Source organism: Leptospiraceae bacterium, assembly GCA_025059995.1.
Lineage (GTDB): Bacteria > Spirochaetota > Leptospiria > Leptospirales > Leptonemataceae > SKYB61.
Window position 1 is genome coordinate 62607 of record JANXCF010000004.1, and the last position, 21458, is coordinate 84064.

Annotated in this window: 21 protein-coding genes; 3 read left to right on the forward strand and 18 right to left on the reverse strand. The window is 34.5% G+C overall.

Going from position 1 to position 21458, the window contains the following annotated elements:
* Position 1 precedes the first annotated feature (1 nt).
* Positions 2 to 1213 carry a bifunctional 3,4-dihydroxy-2-butanone-4-phosphate synthase/GTP cyclohydrolase II gene (locus NZ853_06865; GenBank protein ID MCS7205400.1) on the reverse strand — a complete coding sequence of 404 codons (1212 nt, stop codon included), beginning with the start codon at positions 1211 to 1213 and terminating at the stop codon, positions 2 to 4.
* 91 nt (positions 1214 to 1304) lie between these two features.
* On the opposite strand from NZ853_06865, the gene NZ853_06870 reads away from it, so the two are divergent.
* From NZ853_06870 to NZ853_06880, 3 genes are all read left to right on the forward strand, one after another.
* Positions 1305 to 1640 carry a hypothetical protein gene (locus tag NZ853_06870; GenBank protein MCS7205401.1) on the forward strand — a complete coding sequence of 112 codons (336 nt, stop codon included), beginning with the start codon at positions 1305 to 1307 and terminating at the stop codon, positions 1638 to 1640.
* Positions 1641 to 1784: 144 nt separating this feature from the next.
* The gene (locus tag NZ853_06875) at positions 1785 to 3236 is read left to right on the forward strand and encodes an MBOAT family protein (protein MCS7205402.1); all 1452 of its coding nucleotides are present in this window, start codon (positions 1785 to 1787) and stop codon (positions 3234 to 3236) included.
* On the forward strand, positions 3214 to 4470 hold the full coding sequence (locus tag NZ853_06880) for a DUF1574 domain-containing protein (protein MCS7205403.1): 1257 nt from the start codon (positions 3214 to 3216) through the stop codon (positions 4468 to 4470). Before NZ853_06875 ends, NZ853_06880 begins: the two co-directional genes overlap by 23 nt.
* Here NZ853_06880 and NZ853_06885 read toward each other — a convergent pair.
* From NZ853_06885 to NZ853_06965, 17 genes are all read right to left on the reverse strand, one after another.
* Positions 4450 to 5613 (reverse strand): MFS transporter, encoded by a 1164-nt coding sequence (locus NZ853_06885; protein ID MCS7205404.1) that lies wholly within the window; start codon positions 5611 to 5613, stop codon positions 4450 to 4452. The two genes, NZ853_06880 and NZ853_06885, sit on opposite strands and share 21 nt — an antisense overlap.
* Positions 5614 to 5639: 26 nt before the next feature.
* Complete coding sequence (locus NZ853_06890) at positions 5640 to 6440, reverse strand: 1-acyl-sn-glycerol-3-phosphate acyltransferase (protein ID MCS7205405.1); 801 nt, start codon at positions 6438 to 6440, stop codon at positions 5640 to 5642.
* 3 nt (positions 6441 to 6443) lie between these two features.
* The gene (locus tag NZ853_06895) at positions 6444 to 7868 is read right to left on the reverse strand and encodes an NADH-quinone oxidoreductase subunit N (protein ID MCS7205406.1); all 1425 of its coding nucleotides are present in this window, start codon (positions 7866 to 7868) and stop codon (positions 6444 to 6446) included.
* 4 nt (positions 7869 to 7872) lie between these two features.
* Positions 7873 to 9333 carry an NADH-quinone oxidoreductase subunit M gene (locus NZ853_06900; GenBank protein MCS7205407.1) on the reverse strand — a complete coding sequence of 487 codons (1461 nt, stop codon included), beginning with the start codon at positions 9331 to 9333 and terminating at the stop codon, positions 7873 to 7875.
* 13 nt (positions 9334 to 9346) lie between these two features.
* Positions 9347 to 11335: an NADH-quinone oxidoreductase subunit L gene (gene nuoL, locus NZ853_06905; protein ID MCS7205408.1), complete on the reverse strand. Its 1989-nt coding sequence runs from the start codon at positions 11333 to 11335 to the stop codon at positions 9347 to 9349.
* A 13-nt stretch (positions 11336 to 11348) separates the two neighbouring features.
* Positions 11349 to 11651, reverse strand: a complete 303-nt coding sequence (gene nuoK, locus NZ853_06910; GenBank protein ID MCS7205409.1) for an NADH-quinone oxidoreductase subunit NuoK — start codon at positions 11649 to 11651, stop codon at positions 11349 to 11351.
* A gap of 11 nt (positions 11652 to 11662) precedes the next feature.
* The gene (locus tag NZ853_06915) at positions 11663 to 12166 is read right to left on the reverse strand and encodes an NADH-quinone oxidoreductase subunit J (protein ID MCS7205410.1); all 504 of its coding nucleotides are present in this window, start codon (positions 12164 to 12166) and stop codon (positions 11663 to 11665) included.
* 98 nt (positions 12167 to 12264) lie between these two features.
* Positions 12265 to 12840, reverse strand: a complete 576-nt coding sequence (locus tag NZ853_06920) for an NADH-quinone oxidoreductase subunit I (protein ID MCS7205411.1) — start codon at positions 12838 to 12840, stop codon at positions 12265 to 12267.
* Between the two features lie 16 nt (positions 12841 to 12856).
* The gene (locus NZ853_06925) at positions 12857 to 14158 is read right to left on the reverse strand and encodes an NADH-quinone oxidoreductase subunit H (protein MCS7205412.1); all 1302 of its coding nucleotides are present in this window, start codon (positions 14156 to 14158) and stop codon (positions 12857 to 12859) included.
* Positions 14159 to 14161: 3 nt separating this feature from the next.
* Positions 14162 to 15832, reverse strand: coding sequence for a 2Fe-2S iron-sulfur cluster-binding protein (locus tag NZ853_06930; protein ID MCS7205413.1), 1671 nt, complete (start codon positions 15830 to 15832; stop codon positions 14162 to 14164).
* Positions 15833 to 15841: 9 nt separating this feature from the next.
* Positions 15842 to 17149, reverse strand: a complete 1308-nt coding sequence (nuoF, locus tag NZ853_06935; GenBank protein ID MCS7205414.1) for an NADH-quinone oxidoreductase subunit NuoF — start codon at positions 17147 to 17149, stop codon at positions 15842 to 15844.
* Positions 17150 to 17159: 10 nt separating this feature from the next.
* Positions 17160 to 17642, reverse strand: a complete 483-nt coding sequence (locus tag NZ853_06940) for an NAD(P)H-dependent oxidoreductase subunit E (protein MCS7205415.1) — start codon at positions 17640 to 17642, stop codon at positions 17160 to 17162.
* A gap of 18 nt (positions 17643 to 17660) precedes the next feature.
* Positions 17661 to 18902: an NADH dehydrogenase (quinone) subunit D gene (gene nuoD / locus NZ853_06945; GenBank protein ID MCS7205416.1), complete on the reverse strand. Its 1242-nt coding sequence runs from the start codon at positions 18900 to 18902 to the stop codon at positions 17661 to 17663.
* A 1-nt stretch (position 18903) separates the two neighbouring features.
* Positions 18904 to 19455 (reverse strand): NADH-quinone oxidoreductase subunit C, encoded by a 552-nt coding sequence (locus NZ853_06950; protein MCS7205417.1) that lies wholly within the window; start codon positions 19453 to 19455, stop codon positions 18904 to 18906.
* A gap of 8 nt (positions 19456 to 19463) precedes the next feature.
* Complete coding sequence (locus tag NZ853_06955; GenBank protein MCS7205418.1) at positions 19464 to 19985, reverse strand: NADH-quinone oxidoreductase subunit B; 522 nt, start codon at positions 19983 to 19985, stop codon at positions 19464 to 19466.
* Positions 19976 to 20350: an NADH-quinone oxidoreductase subunit A gene (locus NZ853_06960; GenBank protein MCS7205419.1), complete on the reverse strand. Its 375-nt coding sequence runs from the start codon at positions 20348 to 20350 to the stop codon at positions 19976 to 19978. Before NZ853_06960 ends, NZ853_06955 begins: the two co-directional genes overlap by 10 nt.
* Before the next feature lie 123 nt (positions 20351 to 20473).
* Positions 20474 to 21445 carry a CHAD domain-containing protein gene (locus NZ853_06965; protein MCS7205420.1) on the reverse strand — a complete coding sequence of 324 codons (972 nt, stop codon included), beginning with the start codon at positions 21443 to 21445 and terminating at the stop codon, positions 20474 to 20476.
* Between the last annotated feature and the right edge of the window lie 13 nt (positions 21446 to 21458).

Consider the following 21458-nt stretch of genomic DNA (forward strand, 5'->3'; position numbering starts at 1 on the left):
GTCATAAATCCAACAAATGTCCTAATTTCAGTTTTTTTGTTTCTAAATAAAATCGGTTTTCTTCTTCTGGTGGGATAATCAGTGGAACCCTTTCTACGATTTTTAATCCATGTCCTTCCAAACCAATGATTTTTCTTGGATTATTTGTCATGAGTCGTATGGTAGATAATCCAAAGTGACGTAGGATTTGAGCTCCAATGCCATAATCCCGCAAATCCGGTTTAAAACCTAATCGTTCATTGGCTTCGACAGTATCATATCCTTCATCTTGTAATCGATATGCTTTGAGTTTGTTGATTAAACCAATACCTCTACCCTCTTGCCTCATGTATACCAAAACTCCTCTTTTTTCTTTAGAAATCAATGTTAATGCTGCATGTAGTTGTTGTCCACAATCACATCTTCTTGAGTGAAAGATATCCCCAGTAAGACACTCACTATGAACTCGAACTAAAACATTGCTTTGATTTTTAACATTCCCCATGACCAAAGCTAAATGAATTTTATCGTCAATTGTGGTTGAAAAAGCATAGATTTGGAATTCCCCGTAGTCAGTAGGTAACTTTGCTGAAACTTCTAAATGAATCAACGTATCAGTCTTTAAGCGGAGACGTATTAAATCCTCAATCTTATAAATATTTAAGTTATGCTTTTTTGCAAAAGTAATGAGTTGAGGAAGCCTTGCCATGGTTCCATCATCATTCATGATTTCGCAGATCACAGCAACAGGTTTCAAGCCCGCAAGTTTGCATAAGTCAACTGATGCTTCTGTGTGTCCAGCTCTTCGTATGACTCCTCCAGGAACCGCCTCTAAGGGAAAAATATGCCCGGGTTTGACTAAATCCTCTGGTTTTGCATTATCATCGATGAGAACTTGTACGGTTCTTGCTCGATCATAAGCAGAAATCCCTGTTGTAATTCCTTTCGCTGCATCAACAGAAACAGTAAAAGCTGTGCGATATATGTCATTGTTTTGTTTTACCATTCGTTCTAATTGTAGTTTTTTGATCCTTTCACTTTCCATTGGAACACAGATCAAACCTCTTCCGTAAGTTGCCATAAAGTTGATCACTTCTGGTGTAGCAAACTCCCCCGCAACAACGAGATCCCCTTCATTCTCTCGATCCTCTGAGTCAACGAGAATGATCATCTTTCCTTGTTTTAGCTCTTCAATCGCATTTTCAATGGGCGGGAATTCATAATCTTCGAGCATACATAATTCAATCTTTTTTTTTTATCTTTCCAATCAAATCTTTTTAAAACATACTTTAAAAATAGCGATATAACGTTATAGGGAGGATAGTATGAAACTTCTCATAGGTATGAGGAATTGGGAATGGAAATTCGTGGATGAATTGATACGACGTTCTCAATTTGATGAATTCCTTTGGAATAATTGGTTTTTATGGAATTACCATTTAGAAAATAACCCCAAAGACCTAATCAACTTTTTGACCTTAAGGAATATGATTCAAAAAGATTTGATTTTGAAAAAAATAGAAATACAAGACATCGTTTATGATTTTATAAGAGTTAGTGCTTATAGAATTAATGTCAGACCTTCGGAGATTATACATTTTTTTGTTTATATACAACTCATAAAACCTACTGGAGAGCCATCTTTACAATTTGCTGCTTAGCTTTTGGATTTCAACACTCTGATTTATCTTTATCTTGACCTTTTGCTTGATTGAAATTTCGTTGTTTCATCAATGATTTTTAACTCTAATACGTATCTTTATTTTTTTGTATTTGTTCTTATTGTTTATTGGACTTTGCTATTTGTGAAATCTAATGTTCGCTGGCAGAACCTATTTTTGTTGGTAGCCTCGTATTTCTTCTATGGTTGGTGGGATTGGATCTATTTAAGCTTGATTTTTATTAGCACATTATTGGATTATTCTGTATCAAATCTTTTAGGTAAAACAGAAGATCCAAAAAAAAGAAAACTACTATTATCTATTTCCATTTTTGGAAATTTATTGATTTTATTTACATTCAAATACTTTAATTTCTTCATCACAAACTTTGTTGAGATTTTGAATACTCTTTATAACTTAACGAGATTAGACATTTTTCTCGTCGAAAAGAATAAACTTTTACTCAATGTGATTTTGCCAGTAGGGATTAGCTTTTATACTTTCCAAACCATGTCCTACACAATTGATGTTTATCGAAAGATCATTAAACCCGAAAAGGATTTCATTCATTTTTCTTTGTTTGTTTGTTTTTTTCCCCAACTCGTTGCTGGACCTATTGAGAGAGCTCAGGATCTTCTACCTCAAATCAGAAACAAAAGGAGTGTCCCTTTTGATCAAATCATGAAAGGGATTTGGTATTTGCTATATGGATATTTTCTGAAAGTTGGCGTTGCGGATCATTTGAGTGCTCAAGTCAATAAGGTATTTTTGGATAACTCTTTTTTGTATTTTAACAATCCTGAACTGGCAAAAGGGAATGGTAGTGCCCATATTCTATTAGGAGGGATGGCATTTGCCTTTCAAGTTTATTGTGATTTTGCCGGATATTCGAATATCGCAAAGGGTTCAGCAAAACTTTTGGGTTTTGAACTCAGTGAAAATTTTAACTGCCCTGAGTATTCCCGAAACCCCATTGAGCTCTATAACCGTTGGCACATCACTTTGAACCGCTGGTTTACGGATTATGTTTATATACCCCTTGGTGGGAATCGCTTAGGAGAGTGGTATCAGTATCGGAATATTATGATTGTATTTTTTATTTCAGGATTATGGCATGGTGCAAACTGGACCTACATTAACTGGGGACTCATGAATGGTCTTTATGCAATATTTTATGTATATTATCGCAAACATTGGAAGGAAAAAGTTTCGAATATAAAGGTCATACGTTTCCTCCCAGATTTCATAAAAACCTTTCTTTCTATTTTGATTACTTTTATATTTTTTGGATTTGCAGCAATCTCTTTTCGAGCGTATGATTTTCAACACTCTTGGATACTATATTCTGATTTTTTTACTAATTGGGATATTTGGGAAAAACACAATCAACTTCCTGATTTTGGAACCTACTTATGGGAGATTTTAAAAATAATTCTTCCAGTTTTGATATTGGATTATTTTCGTTGGAAAACCAACAACCCGGAATGGATTTTTGAAAAAAAACTTCGATTTCAACTAATCGTTTTTATATTTCTCTATTTCACTATTATCCTCAATGGGGTTTTTGGAAAAGATGTCATTTACTTCGCCTTTTAAAAAGTTATTCTTTTGGTTTGTTGTTTTCATTGTTTTGATCGAAATTCTTGTGAGAGTTTTTCCAGTTTACTATTTTGAAAAACCAGAAAAGTTTCTTATCACTTATATTCGTGAAAAAATCGAAAGAGGGAAAAACGAATACGACATCATAATCTTGGGTGATTCAAGAAGCATGTCATTTAATCCATCGAATTTCCGTAATATTTATAATTTCTCTTTGCCCGCCATGGGCACAAGGTATTATAAATACTTTATGAAAAAATATCTACATTACAATAAAAAACCAAAAGCTGTCATCTTTGCGGGTTCTCCAACTTTAGTCCATAGTGGTAAAGGGAATCCTTTGGTCGATCAACGTTTGGTGAATTTTGTTTATCCTGATATGCCTTTGAAAGAATATATCTACGTAAGGACGATAAAGCGAGTCTTAAACCTCAAGCAAGAATTCATGAGTCCACAACCAAAATATAACGAAGAGTTTTGGTGGGAGTTTTTTTCCCATCGATTTTTGTTTTTATTCAGCACGTGGGAAATCTCAGAAATTTATCGAGGACCTGAGTGGTTTTTTATTGTGTCTCAAAGCATACCGTTAAACTATCACACTTTTAAATATCGTGATGCAATTTTGAATCTATTTAAGCTTGAGACTTATCTTTTTCAAAAGAATGAGTATGGAACTCCTAACTGTAGCTGTAATCGAATCTATGAAACCGAATGCCAACCACCAAAGTCAGGACTACAAGATAACCTGATCATGAAAAGAAACATCGAAAAACATCATGGGTTTTACAATATCTCTGACCGAATATCCAAAGACAAAATATTACAATGGCAGGCTCAGGTCCAAATCATGAAAGAACGTCAAATCAATGTTGCAAATTCTGAACCACCAATGGATTTTTCATATACAAAAGAATTCCTTGAGTTTCTTAATCAAAATCAAATTTTGTATATATACCTTACCGCTCCGTTTCCTAAGTATTTCCAAAACGGAAAGTATTTAAAAAAATTTTATCAAGAGTTTGAAGCGTTCCTTAAAGATTATCCCCATGCAAAAATATATTATCTCAAGAATCAGTTTTTGGACGAAAATTTATTTTCTGATCAGGTTCATCTGCTTTGTGAAGGCGCTCAATTGATTAACGAAGAACTACAAAACGAAACTCTCCCAGAGATTGTGAAGTTTATCGAAAAAAGATACGTAGAACTCTACTCAAATCAAAATCAACACTAAAGCTAAAGAAACCAACGCCATTACACTCCCAAAAAGAAAAACCCAATCTAAAGAAACATAATTCCAAAAGATTCCTCCTATCAAAGAAGCAAAGAAAAGTCCTACACCATAAAGAAAAGATTGATAACCCAAAACGCTTGCTTTCCAGTCTCCAGCTATATCCGTTAAATATGCTTTTTCAACACCCTCCGTTAACCCCTTGTAGACACCATAAAAGAACATGCTAATGAAAAACTCTTCTTTGGATTGGATTTTGGAGATAAAAAAATAAGTTATTGAAAATATACCGTATCCAAGAGCGATTACATATTTTCTTTGGATTTTGTCGGAGAGTTTGCCAGCTGGATAAGCAAGAAATCCATAGCTAAGATTAAAGACCAAATATCCCAACAAAATTTCATTTAACTGTATTGACAAATGATGAGCCTTGATGAAGAGAAATTGATCTGAAGAATTACCCAAAGCAAAAAGAAAATTAACTATTAAAAAGAGTTTTATTTTTTTTTGCGTTTTTATATATGAAAAGCTCTGCTTAATGAAATCAAAAAAAGAATGTTGGTTGGATTTTTGAATTTTTTCTTTGATAGAAAATAAAATTAAAAAACCCAAAACAGCAGGTATCAAACTAAAAATAAATAAAGCTTGGATGACTTCTTTTTTGGCATTATCGTTTGTTTCATGGAAAAAAAACGTCAAAACAAAATATGCGATAAGAACACCTATGAATGCTCCTAATGTATCCAAAAAGCGATGAATTCCGAAAGCTCTACCTCGATTTTCATCAGAAATAGATTCTGAAATCAGTGCATCACGGGGAGAATTTCGAATACCCTTTCCAAATCGTTCAAATAATCGACCCATGCTAAAAATAATTTGACTTTGAAATAACCAAAGGATTTTCCCTATAATAGAAAAACCATACCCTAAAACCAAAAGTAGTTTCCTTTTTTTTGTATAATCAGAGAGAAAACCTGAAATAATCCGAAAACCAAAAGAAAAACTTTCTGCTAAACCTTCAATAAATCCAATTACAACGGGAAGAGTTCCTATCAAAGAAAGATAAATCCCAATAAAAGGAAAGACCATTTCTGTGCTAATGTCTGTGAAAAAACTTACAAATCCTAATTTCCAAACTTGATTCATGACTTTATTTTTGAATAATTTATGAATTAGGTTTTAGCAGTGGAATGTTGATGAACTTTATTAGTTATTATGTTCTTGTAGTTCTCAAAATATTCATCTTCGAGTTCTTTGATTACCTGACCAACCTGCATAGCTAATTCTTTTTCTGCAACTAATCTTTTTTCTGAACTGGTTTTTGGTTCAATCAATCTATAAGATAAATAAAACACAGATCCTTTTGGAGGAAAATTAGTGAAGTGTTCCTGTTTATCTCCACGTAGATAAACGCATAAGACTTTTGTTCCCGGCAAATCCAGAAGGATTCTTCCTACTCCGTATGTTATGTTTTCTATGTCAAATCTACCTTTTCGGCTTCTTCCTCCTTCTGGGAAAATAATGAACGGTTCATATTGAGAAAGAATATATTTTGTCTGATTTAGAATTAATTCATGATGTTCTGGGGATCCTTTACGATCCAAGGGAATGCACTTTGAAAGAAAAAGAAATAAGTTGATCCAAAAATTTCGAAAAAAGACCTCCCTTGCTGGAACATTCCAAGGAAACCTTCGGAATAGAAATAAATATGTCCAATAGTCTCCAAAAGCATATTGTAAAATAACAGAATCAATCATAGTCAAATGATTAGAGCAAATCAAAATCCTTTGTTTTTCTTTAAATAGACTTTGGAAAAATTCTTTATGTTGTTTGTGATTAAGGACCTTATATTTATAGACAAATTTGATAAGAATTAGAATTACAACACCATAGATTAAAAAGGCAATATTCCCCAAAATTCTTTGTAAAAAGATTTTCAGTTTGATAGGGAAGCTCAATTCATATGGCTTCATGACTCAGTAAAAAAATGGGACAAATCCTAAAACCACGGTTCCAATCACGCTTAAAGCCACTCCCCATTTCAATGTCGGAAGCATCGGATTTAATTCAATTGATTCTTCTTTTTTCATAAACATATAGACAACAACTCGAAGGTAATAATAAGCAGAAAGAAAACTATTGATGATTCCTACAACCACTAAAAAGATATAACCTTCCTGAAGAGCTAATCGAAAAACGTAGTATTTTCCAAAAAAACCCGCTGTTGGTGGAAAACCAATCAATGAAAACATAAAAACTGCCATGGCTATAGACAACCAAGGGTGATCTTTGGCAAACCCGGTGAAATCTTGTATGTTCGTGTATTTCTCTTCTTTTCTGGATAAGTATCCTAAAAGTCCAAAGGAACCAGCAGTCATGAAAGTATAAGCAAATAAATAAAAACCCACAGAAAAATAGATATCACTCAGATTTGCTTTTTGAAGGGTAATAATTGCCAACAAAACATAACCAGCGTGAGCAATGCTGGAGTATGCGAGCATTCTTTTTACATTCTCTTGGTTAAAAGCCAATACATTCCCCACAATCATGGTAGCTAATGATAACAAAGGAAGTATTTGATTCCAATCGCCTTCCATCAGAAATGATTCTCCTAATATTCTAATCATGCTAGCAAAAGCTGCAATTTTAATACCAGTAGAAAGAAAGGCACTGATAGGGGCAGAAGCTCCTTCATAAACATCGGGTGCATAGGCATGGAATGGCACTAAAGCAATCTTGAAGGACAAACCTATCAGAATAAAAACAATTCCAATTAAAAACAAATATATGGAATGGGATTTTTGTGGAAGTTGAAATTTGATGTGTTCAAAAAATGTTGTTCCAGAAATACCATATACAAAAGCTATTCCCATTAAAATAAAACCAGTTGAAAATACACCTGGCAAATAATATTTTATGGCTGCTTCAATGGAAATTTCTTTGGTTCTGATATAAGCGGTCAAGATATAACCACCGATAGACATCAACTCCAATCCAACGAAAAATGTCAAAAATTCATCAGCAACAATGAGATTGATCATCCCCGATACAACTACTAAAACAATGGCATAATACTCCCCAGTAGATGCTCTTTGTTCTTTAAGATACTGCTCTGAAAATAAAACCGTAAGTAAACCCGAGAATAGTGAACCCAAAATAAAGATATGGGTTGAAATAGCAATTTTTGCTGTTTCATGGAATAGTAAAATCTCAACAGAAAATTTTTTATGTTGGATATAATTATAAACCTCAATCACTATTGCCGTAAGTAGGATCAAAACAGAAAACGAAGGGATAATTTTTCTTCCATTTTCATGAAAAAACATTTCGATAAGAAGAATCAAAAGTGAACCAAACACTATAATCCACAAGGGAAGTAGATAAATGAATTCATTTGACATATGGTTACTCCTTATTCACTTTTTGTAGATGTTCTAAGTGTTGTTTAACAGATGCTTCAATCGATTGGAAAAATGGCTTCGGAAAAAGTCCTAAATAAAACATCAAAATTACCATAGGAATTAACGTAAGCATTTCTCTTAAGTTCATGTCTTTTAAATGTTTTTTTACTTCTTCATTCCGTGATTCACCGTAAAATACTTTTCCATAAGCCTTCAAAAGATACCATGCTCCCAAAACAACACCACTCACAGCAACAATTGTTAAAACAGGATAAACTTTGTAAGAAGAAACCAGAATAGTAAATTCTCCCACAAAACCATTAAGTCCAGGTAGCCCCACCGATGAAAGAGTAGATATCATAAAAAAAACTGCATATAAGGGTATCCACTTAGCAGCACCACCATAATCAGCAATGAACCTTGTATGGGTATGTTCATAAATCATACCCACAAGAAAAAACAAAGCTCCCGTGGATAATGCATGATTAATCATTTGAAGGATACTTCCTTGAATACCACTTACTGTGAAAGAAAAGATCCCCAAAACAATAAACCCCATGTGAGAAACAGAAGAATAAGCAATCAACCGCTTGATATCAGGTTGAACCGCAGCGGCAAAGGCACCATGAACGATACCAATGACCGCTATGATAGCCAATAAATTTGCAAAATAAAGAGATGCTTCGGGAAAGAGTGGTAGATTGTATCGTATGAGACCAAAAGTGCCAAGCTTTAGTAAAATCCCTGCAAGTATGACAGAACCACCTGCTGGTGCTTCTGTGTGAGCATCCGGTAACCATGTATGAACGGGGGCTACAGGAACTTTAATCAAAAACGCAGCAGCGAATAACCAAAACAAATAAGCTTGCTCTGTAAAACTAAGTTTGATTTGTAAAAGTTTTTCGTAATCAAAGGTATTGTAAGCTACAATAAAATAAATGATACCAATCAACATCAAAAGTGAACCTACCATGGTAAAAAGCACAAATTTTACCGTAGCATAAATGCGATCTTTACCACCCCATAACCCAATGATAAAAAACATCGGAATGAGCATCAACTCCCAAAAGATATAAAACAAAAATAAATCCAAAGAAACGAAAGCCCCTATAATGGATGATTCTAAAATCATCAAAGAAATATAGTAACCTTGAAATTTATCTTTTATACTATCATAAGCCCCTGTAATCACTAAGGGAAATAAAAAAGTGGTCAATAAAACCATCCAAAGGGAGATGGAATCAATACCCACTTTGTAATAAAAACTAAAATTCGGAACTAATAAAACACTTTCAACGAACTGAAATTCTGTTTTTTGAAAATCGAATTGCTGAAGTAGATAAACAGATACGAAAAAGTTTGCTAAAGCAAACCCAAAGCTTATCACCCCTAATGCTTTTCTATCTTTAAATACCAACAAAAAAGGAATGCTCAAGATGGGTATGAGGATCAGTAATGTTATCACAACTCACCTCGTATCAATTCTGTATTAATAATAAATACAACAAAAGGACAAAACCCAAATACATAAGCACTACGTAAGTTTGAACTTTACCATTATGAAGAATCTTCAAAAATCTTCCTAAACTATAAATTACATTTCCCACATTATTTACAAAACCATCAATGATGAGCATATCAACAGTTCTAAAAGAAACAAAATTAGCAAAACCCCTTATGGGCTTTAAAATAAGAGCTTCGTAAATCTCATCAACGAAATATTTATTATTAAGAAAATATCGAATTTGTGGGAATCTATGAACAAAAGCTTCTGAAACTTTTTCCTTCCAGAGAAATACATAGAATGCGAATAAAATTCCAACAACTGCCACCAAAACAGAAAGAATCATCAAAGGGATTTCCCATTCATGTGGAACATGATGTCCTTGTTTAATAACCACTACTGGAGATAAAAATTCTTCGATATAATTGTGCCCACCCAAAGCATGAGGAACTCCCAAAAAGCCAGCAATCACAGAAAAAAAAGCTAACACAATTAGGGGTATATACATGATGGGATATTCTTTGATTTCGTGGTCGTGCTTATGTTCATGCTCTTCGCGATGTGGGTGAAAGTGTGGCTTGCTACCTCTATATTCTCCAAAAAAGGTAAAAACTACTAAGCGAGTCATATAAAAGGCTGTCAAGAAAGCTGTGATAATCCCAATTGTAAAATAAAAATTCGGAAGCCAAGGAACGAGAGGATTTTCAATGGAAATGGCTTTCCAAAGGATTTCGTCTTTACTGAAAAATCCCGATAGTGGAGGAATACCTGCAATTGCCAGCCATGCAATCAGAAAGGTCCAACCAGTTATGGGTATTTTTTTCAATAGTCCCCCCATTTTGCGAATGTCTTGTTCATGATGTAGTGCATGAATTACTGATCCAGCTCCCAAAAACAATAAAGCTTTAAAAAATGCATGAGTCATTACATGAAAGATACCTGCATTATGTGCACCTACTCCTACTCCCAAAAACATAAATCCTAATTGTGAAACCGTGGAATAAGCTAATATCTTTTTGATGTCATACTGAGCGATGGCAATGGTGGCAGAAAATAATGCTGTGAGTATTCCTGTTGTTGCAACAACAGTAGATGCTAATGGAGACAATTCATAAAGAAAACTCATTCTGGCAACTAAATAAACCCCAGCTGTAACCATAGTTGCAGCATGGATTAATGCAGACACAGGAGTAGGACCGGCCATAGCATCAGGCAACCAAACATACAAAGGAATTTGAGCAGATTTTCCTGTTGCACCAATGAATAACGCTATACCCACAAGAGTAGCGATTGAAGACAAAATTTCTTTTTTCTGAAGAAGTTCCGTGAAGGTTACGGTTCCAACTACGTTATATAAAATAAAGACTCCTACTAAATAACCTGCATCTCCGATCCGGTTTGTGATGAAGGCTTTCTTCCCTGCTTCAGCTTTTTCTTCATCCGAGTACCAAAAAGAAATCAATAAATAAGAACAAAGTCCAACCCCCTCCCATCCAATAAACAAAACAACTAAGTTATCACCGAGAACTAAAGTAAGCATTGAAAATAAAAACAAATTCAAATAAGAAAAATACTTAATGAATCCTTCATCCTCATGCATGTATCCAACAGAATAGATGTGAATGACGGTTGCAACGAAGGTAATGAATAATAACATCACTGCAGTTAATGCATCAAATTGTAAAGAAAATGAGATTTGGTAATCACCCGCAAAAATCCAATCCCACAATTTGTGTTTTAGGATTGAGCCCTCAGGATGCTTGATGAGCTCAAAAAAGGCAAAAACACTCAAAATAAACGTCAAACCTGATGCAACTATCGCAATTAGTGAACTAAGGGTTTTTGGTTTTTCTTCTTTATGAATGTTTGATATGTGTAATATGCCATTTATCAATGAACCCAATAAAGGAGGTAATAAAATCCAACCCAACAATGAATATTCTATTATGTTTAGTTCTGTCATAATCTTGATTCCTTCATCCTTTTAGTTTTGATAATATATCGATATTGATTTCTTCTTTGTGACGATATAGAGCAATCACCAAGGCAAGCCCTACACTAACTTCAGCAGCTGCTATCGCTATCATGAATAAGACAAATATTTGCCCTGTAAGATCAGCATTCATTCTTGAGAAAGCAATTAATGCCAAATTTGCTGAATTCAATAAAAGTTCAACCGACATCAGAATGATAAAAATATTTTTCCTCAAAAGAACTCCTAAGATACCAATCGAAAAAACAATGAGGGAGACTATGATATAATGAAAAGGTGTTACCACATCTTCCTCCGTTATAACTTTCTTTTGGCTATTACCAGAGCTCCAATTATGGCAGTCAATAAAAGAATAGATAACATTTCAAAGGGAAAAATAAATTTTGTGAACAAAATGGATGCTACTTCTTTGATGCTTCCAAATCCATCAGAGATTTCCTTTGTGCGTAAATGAAAGAAATTCGAAAAGGCTAAAACAATAGGAATCAATGAACCACCTAAAATCACAAGACTTAAAGATATTAAAAGTAGATAATCAGTTTTTAATGGTAACAAATCCTGCATCGTAAGGTTCATAATCATGATTACAAAGATAATCAAAACCAAGATCCCCCCAGCATATACCAAAATCTGAATGGCGGCGATGAAACCTGCTGATAACATACCATAAAGTCCGGCTAAAGCCAAAAAGACAATCACAAGATATAGAGCTGATGATATGGGATTAACACGGGTGATTACAAGAAATGAAGATACAATCAATACAACACTCAAAAACGAGAAAAAGAGAATTTCAAACATACTACTAAAATTTTCACTAGTTCAAAAAAATAAAGTAAATTTCATTGCTTGTTTAAAAATCATATAGATTTTTTATAAATTTTTTAACTGAATGATTTTTACTTCTTAATTCTCGATAAAAACTCATTATGGTGTGGTCCATGAGTGATGTCTAAAGGTTTAGGAGGATTATAATTAGGTGCATGAGGAAAATCACTATTGTCATGATCCAATAATTTTTCTTTTGTGAGAATGAAGTCTTGCCTTGTATAACCCGTGAATGATATGATAGGCATGTCCATCCGGATGGCATCAAGAGGACAAGCTTCCACACAAAGACCACAAAAAACACAACGTAAAAGATCAATATCAAATCTTTCTGGATATTTTTCTATATAAGGATCATCGCTTTCAGCTGCTTTGATATGAATGCAAAATGCTGGACAATTTGTTGCACATAGCATACAAGCTGTGCATCGAGGTGAACCATCTTCTCGTTTCATTAAGCGATGAAGTCCTCTGGTAGCAGCTGGGATAGGTTTGGGTTTTTCAGGATAAATGACTGTAGGAAGTTTTTCAGGATAAATCAAATTTCTAATCACATGACGTAGTGTGGTATATAGTCCTATCAATACCTCCACTAAGTAGAACTGTCGTAGACCTTTGACTTCGGGTCTTTTTACTACTTTTACCATAACCACCTCCAACTTTTTATAAAGCTATGACAATTCCTGTTATGATAACGTTTAGCAAAGAAATAGGAAGCATTAGCTTCCATCCCATGTTCATTAGCTGATCATAACGAAATCGTGGTAGTGTCCATCGAACATGAACATACAACCACAAAAATATCGAAGCCTTTGCTAAGATCATAGTTAATTGAAACACAGCCACAATGATTTGAGAAGCTAAGTCATTGTATTCGAGATTCAATACAACAGGAATCAATATTACAAACAAAATTGCTAAAACAAATAGAGCATATGAAATAAAAAAATATTCTTTTTTTCCCAAGGGTTCAGGAAAATGAACACTAATGTATTTTGCTCTTTTATAGACGAGGAATCCCAAAATCAAGAATGTCAATATCCCCAAAACCAGCATTGCTGTTAAGGTGTATTGAGGATTTGCTCTTAGTTCTTCTGTTGTAAAGAAAGGAACTTGATAACCTCCTAAAAACAACGTAGCAATCACAATGGAAGCAACGACCATATTAGCATACTCTGCCATGAAAAACAAAGCAAACTTAAAACTTGAATACTCCGTATGATACCCTGCGACAATTTCTGCTTCTCCTTCCGCTAAATCAAAAGGTGTGCGATTTGTTTCAGCAAAAGCGGCAACAACAAAAGTGATAAAAGCAATAGGCTGTAAAAACATTCCCCAATTTGGAAGCGGAAAAGTAATCCCAAAAACTTTTAAAAATCCTGATTGTGCTTCTACGATATTTTGTATTTGAACATCTTGGTAAGTCATCAAAATTGCCACAATTGATAATCCCATTCCCAATTCATAAGAAATCATTTGGGCTGAGGAACGTAATCCTCCTAGAAGAGAATACTTATTGTTAGAGGACCATGCAGCTAAAATGATACCATAAACACCTAAACCAGTGATAGCAAAAAGAAGTAAAATCCCCGACTGATAAGTAGCAACTTGAAAACGAAAGACATTCTCCCCAATTGTGATAGGGGCAGCAAAGGGAACCAGCATCAAAGGTATCAAAGCAATGGTCATGGACCAAAAAGGTGCAAGAAAATAATAAAATCGATAAACATGGTTAGGAATCACATCTTCTTTGAATAGAAGTTTGATTACATCTGCGATATTATGTAAAAAACCAAACAAGCGAATCCCACCAATATTTGCTCGTATAGGACCAATTCGATCTTGTATGATGGCAGCTCCTTTTCGCTCCAACCATATCATTAATGGTATAAACTGAAGAGGTATTCCCCAAGCCAACAATGCCACAATAACAATATTAATCACTTCAAAAGTAATAGGATCCATACCTTACCTCATTTTTGTGAGTTGTGTTTCTGGTATCATGAAGATATTGAAATCAACCTTCACTCCTTGAAATGGTTCATTAGCTATTTTAGGTAAACTTAGCTTGATACCAAAATCAGGGATATTCGAAAAACTATATTGTTTTAATTCTTCGTATTCGTTTTTAAATTCATTGTATATTTCTGAATTTGATGAGAAGATTCTTGGTATTCTTCCCGCTAAATAGGCTATTTGAGAAAGTAAAACGGCACTACTAGAGATAAAAGAATTTTCGGGCTCAATCGATGCTTCTGATTTCTGTAATAGTGAAGTGGCATTAATATATGTTCCTTCTATTTCAGCGTGACTTCTAACGGGGATTACTAAATCCATGTGTTTGCTGGTTTCGTCCTGAAAAGAGGTAAAATAGATTTTATAAGGCAACGCTTGAATTTTTTCTATGAGCTCCCTCCAATTCGCCAAGAAACGATAAATGTCGATTTCTACGATGAACAAAAGCTTAATTTGCTCTTTTTCAATTTTAGATTGAAGTTCCTGCTGATGGACATTCATACCGAAGAATCGTATTCCTTGCTCATTGGGATATTCTTGCGGGAGTTGAAGGAGTTCGTCTTTTTTACCAGTAGCTGGTGGTATCAAGGCATACACATTTTCACCAAAGTATTTTTTTGCGATGTAAAGCGTCTCCATTGAAGAGTACGGACCTAAAATCCATCCTATTTCGTTCCAGTGGTATGTCTTTAATACATTTTCTAATTCTAACGTTGCTTGTGTTAAATCAATTTCGTTTTGATTCAAAATTGGATTCCACAATCGATTTTCATGATACTTCTTGAAAGAAAATCTTCCTTTGTCACAAATCCATACTCGATTCAAATGAGGATTTTCTCGAGGCATGAAACGCCAGATTTTATTAAAGTTTTGTTCCATTGTTATAGAACACCCACGAGCACATTCAACACAAATGGATTTTGTTTTCTTCAAAAACCAGACACGTTGCTTAAATCGAAATTCTTTTAAAGTAAGAGCTCCTACTGGACAAATATCTGTGATGTTACCAGAGTAGTCATTGGAAATGGGCTTTCCCGGATAAGTGGAAATCTTTGAGGCATGACCTCTATGAATGATCCCTAACTCAGATGTTTGTGTTATGTTATCCAAAAATCGAATACAACGTGTGCATAAAATACATCGTTCTTGATCTAGAACAATATGATCCCCAGCATTGATTGCTTTTCCTTTTTTGAAATATCTCGGAACAATCCTTCGAAAATCATACCTACCAAAATCCATGTAGTTATCCTGTAAAGAACACTCCCCTGCTTTATCACAAATAGGACAATCCAATGGATGATCCAAAAGTAAAAATTCCAAGGCAGACTTTTGCGCTCTTATAGCATTTTCAGAGTTGGTATAAATAACCATCCCATCTTGAACTTTTGTATTACATCCAATGGTTAGCATTCTTCCACGAGGTGTTTCAATTTCTACCATGCATGTTCGACAATTCCCATCAACAGGAAGGTAGCGATGATAACAAAACCTCTCTAAAGGGATTTCATAGGCATCACAGGCTTCAACAATGTTCATTCCCTCAAGGACTTCATATTCATTATCGTTGATTTTGATTTTAATTTTTTTTCTTTCTTGGATGTCGTGGATATTTTGAGTCATTCTATGCTCCTACGAAGCAATTGGTTCTTTTTGGATGATTTTTTCTGCAACTTTATGAACAGGTATGGAAATAGGTTTTACGTATTTTTCGAAATCTGAACGAAACTTTGTCACGAAACTTCGAACTGGCATAGCACAAGCAGCAGCCAAAGCACAAATGGTTTTTCCTTCCATGTTGTCTGATATTTCAATGAGTAGATCCAGTTCTTTCGTTGTTGCCTCCCTGTTTAAGATCCTATCCAATAGCCGATCCAACCATGACGTTCCTTCTCTACATGGCGTGCATTGACCACAAGATTCTTCAGAATAAAATCTCGTGAGAGTCTTAAGAGCTTTTACCATATCCGTATGTTCATTCATAACGATCATTCCTCCCGTTCCTAAGAAGGTTTTATGTGCCAGCATACTTTCATAAGATAAATAAAGATCCTCGCATTCTTCAGCAGTAAGCACTGGCGTCGAGGACCCCCCGGGAATCAGGGCTTTAAGTTTTCCACCTTTTACTCCTTTTGGGTATTTCTCCAAAAATTCCAAAAACCTCATCCCAAAAGGAAGTTCCCAATAACCAGGTTGGTTCACATGTCCAGATACACCAAAGATATTTGTTCCCGTTGAGTCTTTCGTTCCTATTTTTGCGTAAGCCTCTCCACCATTAAGCACAATCCATGGTACACTGGCAATAGTTTTTACGTTATTGACAATCGTTGGACTACGAAAAAGACCTTCTACTGCTGGGAATGGTGGTTTAATTCTGGGTTGACCTTTTTTCCCTTCGAGGGATTCTATTAAGCCTGTTTCTTCACCACAAATGTAAGCTCCCGCACCTCGATGCAACCATATATCCAAATCATACCCTGAACCTAAGATATTTTTACCAACATATCCAGCTTTTCTTGCTTCTTCTAGAGCTCTCGATAAAATCTGATATTGTTTTACGTATTCACCTCGAATGTAAATATAAGCAGTGTGGCTCTTAATGGCATAAGAAGTGTTGATAATCCCTTCAATCAACAAATGGGGATCGTATTCCATGATATAGCGGTCTGTAAAGGTTCCAGGTTCACTTTCATCAGCATTTACACAAAGATAGATGGGTTTTTTTGTGTCTTTTGGAATAAAACTCCACTTTAAGCCTGTTGGGAATCCAGCACCTCCCCTTCCTTTTAGGTTTGATTTTTTTACTTCTTCTACCACATCTTCTGGCTTCATGGAAAAAAGCTTTTCTAACGAGCTGTAAGCTCCATGCTTTAATGCGACCTCTAATTGATTTGCATTGGGAATTGAAAATCTTTTTGTAAGAATTAATATGTTTTCCATAAATACATCCTTAGTTATGTTTTTTTAAATCTTGGATTATGGCATCAAACTTTTCGACAGTTAAATTTTCATAATAATCATCATTGATTTGCACAACGGGAGCTGTGTGGCATGAACCTAAGCATTCCATTAATTGAAAGCTAAAGAGTCCGTCTTCACTTGTTTCACCGGGTTTAAGATTGAGTTTTTCTTCGATGTATTTTCGAATTTCTTCTGCTCCAGCCAAATAACAAGATAAGGTTTGACATAACTGTAAATGATACCTTCCAGGCTTTTTCTTATGATACATGGTGTAGAATTCTACAACTTCATAAACCCTCACAAACGGAACTCCCACCAACTCAGCTACATACTCCATAACTTCTTTTGAGATATATCCAAACTCTCTTTGAGCTATCCACAGTGCTGGAAGTAAAGTTGCTTTTCTATCTGGATAATGTGTTGTAATTTCTTCGTATTCTTTTAGAGCTTCTTCTGAGAATTTTACTGCCATAACTATCTCCTTAACAGCTTAGCGATCGAGTTCTCCTGCTATGATGTTGATGGTTCCCAAAGTTGCGATGGCATCAGCAATCATACCACCTTCTATTAAATCAGGGAAAGCAGCCCAATTCATAAACGAAGGAGGTCTACATTTCACCCGGTAGGGATACTTTCCTCCATCAGAAATGATATGGAATCCCAACTCACCGTTTGATGACTCAGTGAAATCATAAACTTCACCCATAGGTGGTTGAATACCATGCATGATGATTTTGAAGTGTTGCATCAACCCTTCAATGTTTCCATATGTATGATGCTTTGGTGGTAGTGCTACTCTTTTGTCATCCGTCATAATAGGTCCTGGCACTAATCGCTTTAAGGCTTGTTTAATGATTTTTATGGATTCTTTGATCTCATAGATTCGAACGTAGATTCTATCAAAGTTGTCACCTTTGGTTCCTATGATTACATCGAAATCATAGGTTTCATAATCATAGTATGGCTCAACTTTTCGTAAATCATAATCAACACCACATGCCCGCAAGGTAGGACCCGTCCAGCCATAAGAAATTGCCTCTTCGGCGCTGATTATAGCTACATTTTGAGTTCTATCCAAGAAAATTCGATTTTTTTCCGTCAAACGTTCAATATCACCAACCGCATTCAATACTTCATCTAAAACATGTAAAACCTCATCTTCAAATCCTGGATATGTATCTCGTGATAAACCACCAATTCTTATGTAATTGGAAGTAAGCCTTGCCCCACAGAGTTTTTCTAATATATCATAAATTTTTTCCCTAACATTGAATGAATACCAGAAATTTGTAAGAGCTCCCAAATCCACTAAGTTCGTTCCCACACAAACAAGATGATCGATGATTCGATTCAACTCAGCAGTAATCACTCGAATCACTTTAGCTCTTTCTGGTATGGTAATACCCAACATCTTTTCAACGGCTTTTGCAAAGCCAATGTTGTTCATAATTGCTGATAGATAATTTAAACGATCTGTATAGGGTATGCATTGCTGGTAGACATGTATCTCGCAGTCTTTCTCAAAACCTCGATGTAGATACCCCATCTCGGCAACAGCCGCTATGATGGTTTCTCCATCAAGTGCTGTTAGAACCCGTAAGGTTCCGTGCATGGCTGGATGGCTAGGACCAATATTTACAAATACTAATTCTTTTGGATCAATACCTGTAGTGAATTGTATCCCAGCTGCTTCCTCATCGAAGTCTATGATTTTACCGATTGTTTTTTCCATATTATCCTCTTCTGAGTATGATACCTTTTTCTTTTAGTCGTTTTTCCATTTCATCCATTAAATCATCTGGCTCTGATAACCACTGCCTTCGATCGATGGGGTAATCTTTTCGTAGTGGATGACCAACAAAATCTTTGTGATTCAAGATACGTTTTAAGTTTGGATGGTTTCGAAATCGAATTCCCATTTGATCCCAGGCTTCTCGTTCCAACCAGTTGGCATTTTTGTACAAGTCATGTATACTATCTATCTCTGGATTTTCTTCTGGTAAAAACACTCGAATGGCTACCCTATGATTATGGGTTAAAGACTTCATATGGTAAACCAACCCAAAACGCCCAAGTTTCTTTTCAGGATACTTACTGTAATCAATAGAAACCAAATCCACAAGCATTTCAAACTTTAAATTTGGATCATCTCGCAAATAACTAATGATATTTCTTATGAATTCTGGCTTGATGATTACGTTTAGATATTGATATTCCTCATAAGCATCAATGATTTCGCTCAGATGTTTTGTTTTGATATGCTCTAGTAAACTTTGATTATCCATAATAAATCCTAATAATCAAATTTTGGTTCTTTTACTTTGAATTGAGCCGGTGGTTTTGTTTTTGGATTTTCAATCTTTTCTTGAATTTTCATAACAGCATCTAAGATGGCTTCTGGTCTTGGGGGACAACCTGCAATATAAACATCCACAGGAATAATATGATCAATTCCTTGCATGGTGCAGTAGTTATTATAAAACCCACCTGAGGAGGCACAAACCCCCATTGAAATCACCCATTTCGGTTCTGACATTTGATCATAAATTTGCTTAAGGATTGGTGCCATCTTGTAAGTGATTGTCCCAGCAACTATCAGCAAATCCGATTGTCTTGGTGAAAAACGAACCAATTCAGCTCCAAAACGCGATATGTCAAAAACTGATGAAACGACTCCCATAAATTCTATCGCACAACAAGCAGTTCCAAAGGGCATGGGCCATAAAGAGTTTTTTCTTCCCCATGCTAAGACAGCCTCCCTTCGCGTAGTTATATAAGGTAATTGCTCATTTGGATTGTAAGTTTTTACTCCCATTCTAAACCTCCTCGTTTTAATAGATAAAACCAACCAAAGAATAAGACAAATATAAAAATAAACATTGTAATGATCCCATAGAGAAATTGATCTTGAAACCATACTGCCCAAGGAAGAAGAAATAAAACTTCCACATCAAATATCAAAAAAAACATAGCAACAAGATAAAACTTCACATGAAAACGATGTCTTGCATCACCGATGGTTTTTTTCGTAGGGATACCACATTCGTAAGGAGATAATTTCGAAGGATGGTTGTTCTTAGGACCAAGAAAGTGAGATGCCACTAAAAATACAGCTGGGATCAAGGTAGCTAAAAAAAGAGTAATAATTAGTGGTAAAGCACTAAGAAAAGTAGAATCCATATTGATGAATAAGAAAAATTTTAATACAAAAATGACAATTACTTTTTGGATTGTTTATGAAATTTAATATTTTACTTAAATAAAAACTCTCAAATATTTTTATATTCCTCACATTTTTATTTTTCATTCGATTTCTTTTACTTTAATATTTTCTAAATTACATTCATTTTTGATGATGGAAACATAATCTTCCTGGAGCTCAAGGAATTCTTTTTTTAATTTATAAAGTTTTTTTAATAATTCATCTTTTTTTGACTCGATCATACCATAAATTTTTTGTGTTTCTAAAATAAGATCATTTTGTTTGATGAATTGGTTTTCAAATTTTTCTAATTCCTTCTCAAGAACATAATAATCTACCAATAAGCCTGTTGTATCTTGAAGTTCTTTTAGCTTTTCTATAATATCTTTATATTGAGATTTTTTATAAAATTTCTTAAAAAACTCTAAAAAGTATCTTGTTCGTTTTACTTGTCTTCGAAAGTGATGAATTTCATAGATATCATCATGTTCCACATAAAAATAACTATGAGAAAAGAGTTTGAAGAACTTTGATAATACCAAGTTAGCAATTGAGTTGGTTTTCATATCAGAAAGGTAAAAATTTTTAAAACTTAGATTTTCTTTGAGTTTTTCTATTTCTTTAAGTAAATCTTCGAATTTATCCGAGTTTAAATATTCATTAAATTCTTCGAATTTTTTTTCTCTTTTTTTCTCTATGTGTTTTTCCCAATCTTTAAGGAAATCTAAAATTTCTTTATACTTCTTTGAATTTTCATTTTCTTTTTTTTTGGTTTCATGATATTCATTTCTTAATTCTATCCAATGTCCAATAAGAACATCATAATCACGAACCCTTCCTGCTTTTCGAAAAACTTTTCTTAGGCTTTCGATAATACTGATATCAAAACGAATTTCATTTACGAATTCTTCTAAAATTGAGCGAATTTTTCGGATTCGAACCCGGAATTCATGAATTGTTTCTGGATCAAGTTTTTCTTCTTTGATTTTTTTTTCATGAAAGTTCAAAAACTTTTTTAGCTGTTTTTTTAGGCGTTTTTCTACGAGTTCTTGAAGATAATTGTTGTTTGTCATAAGAAAAAATTAG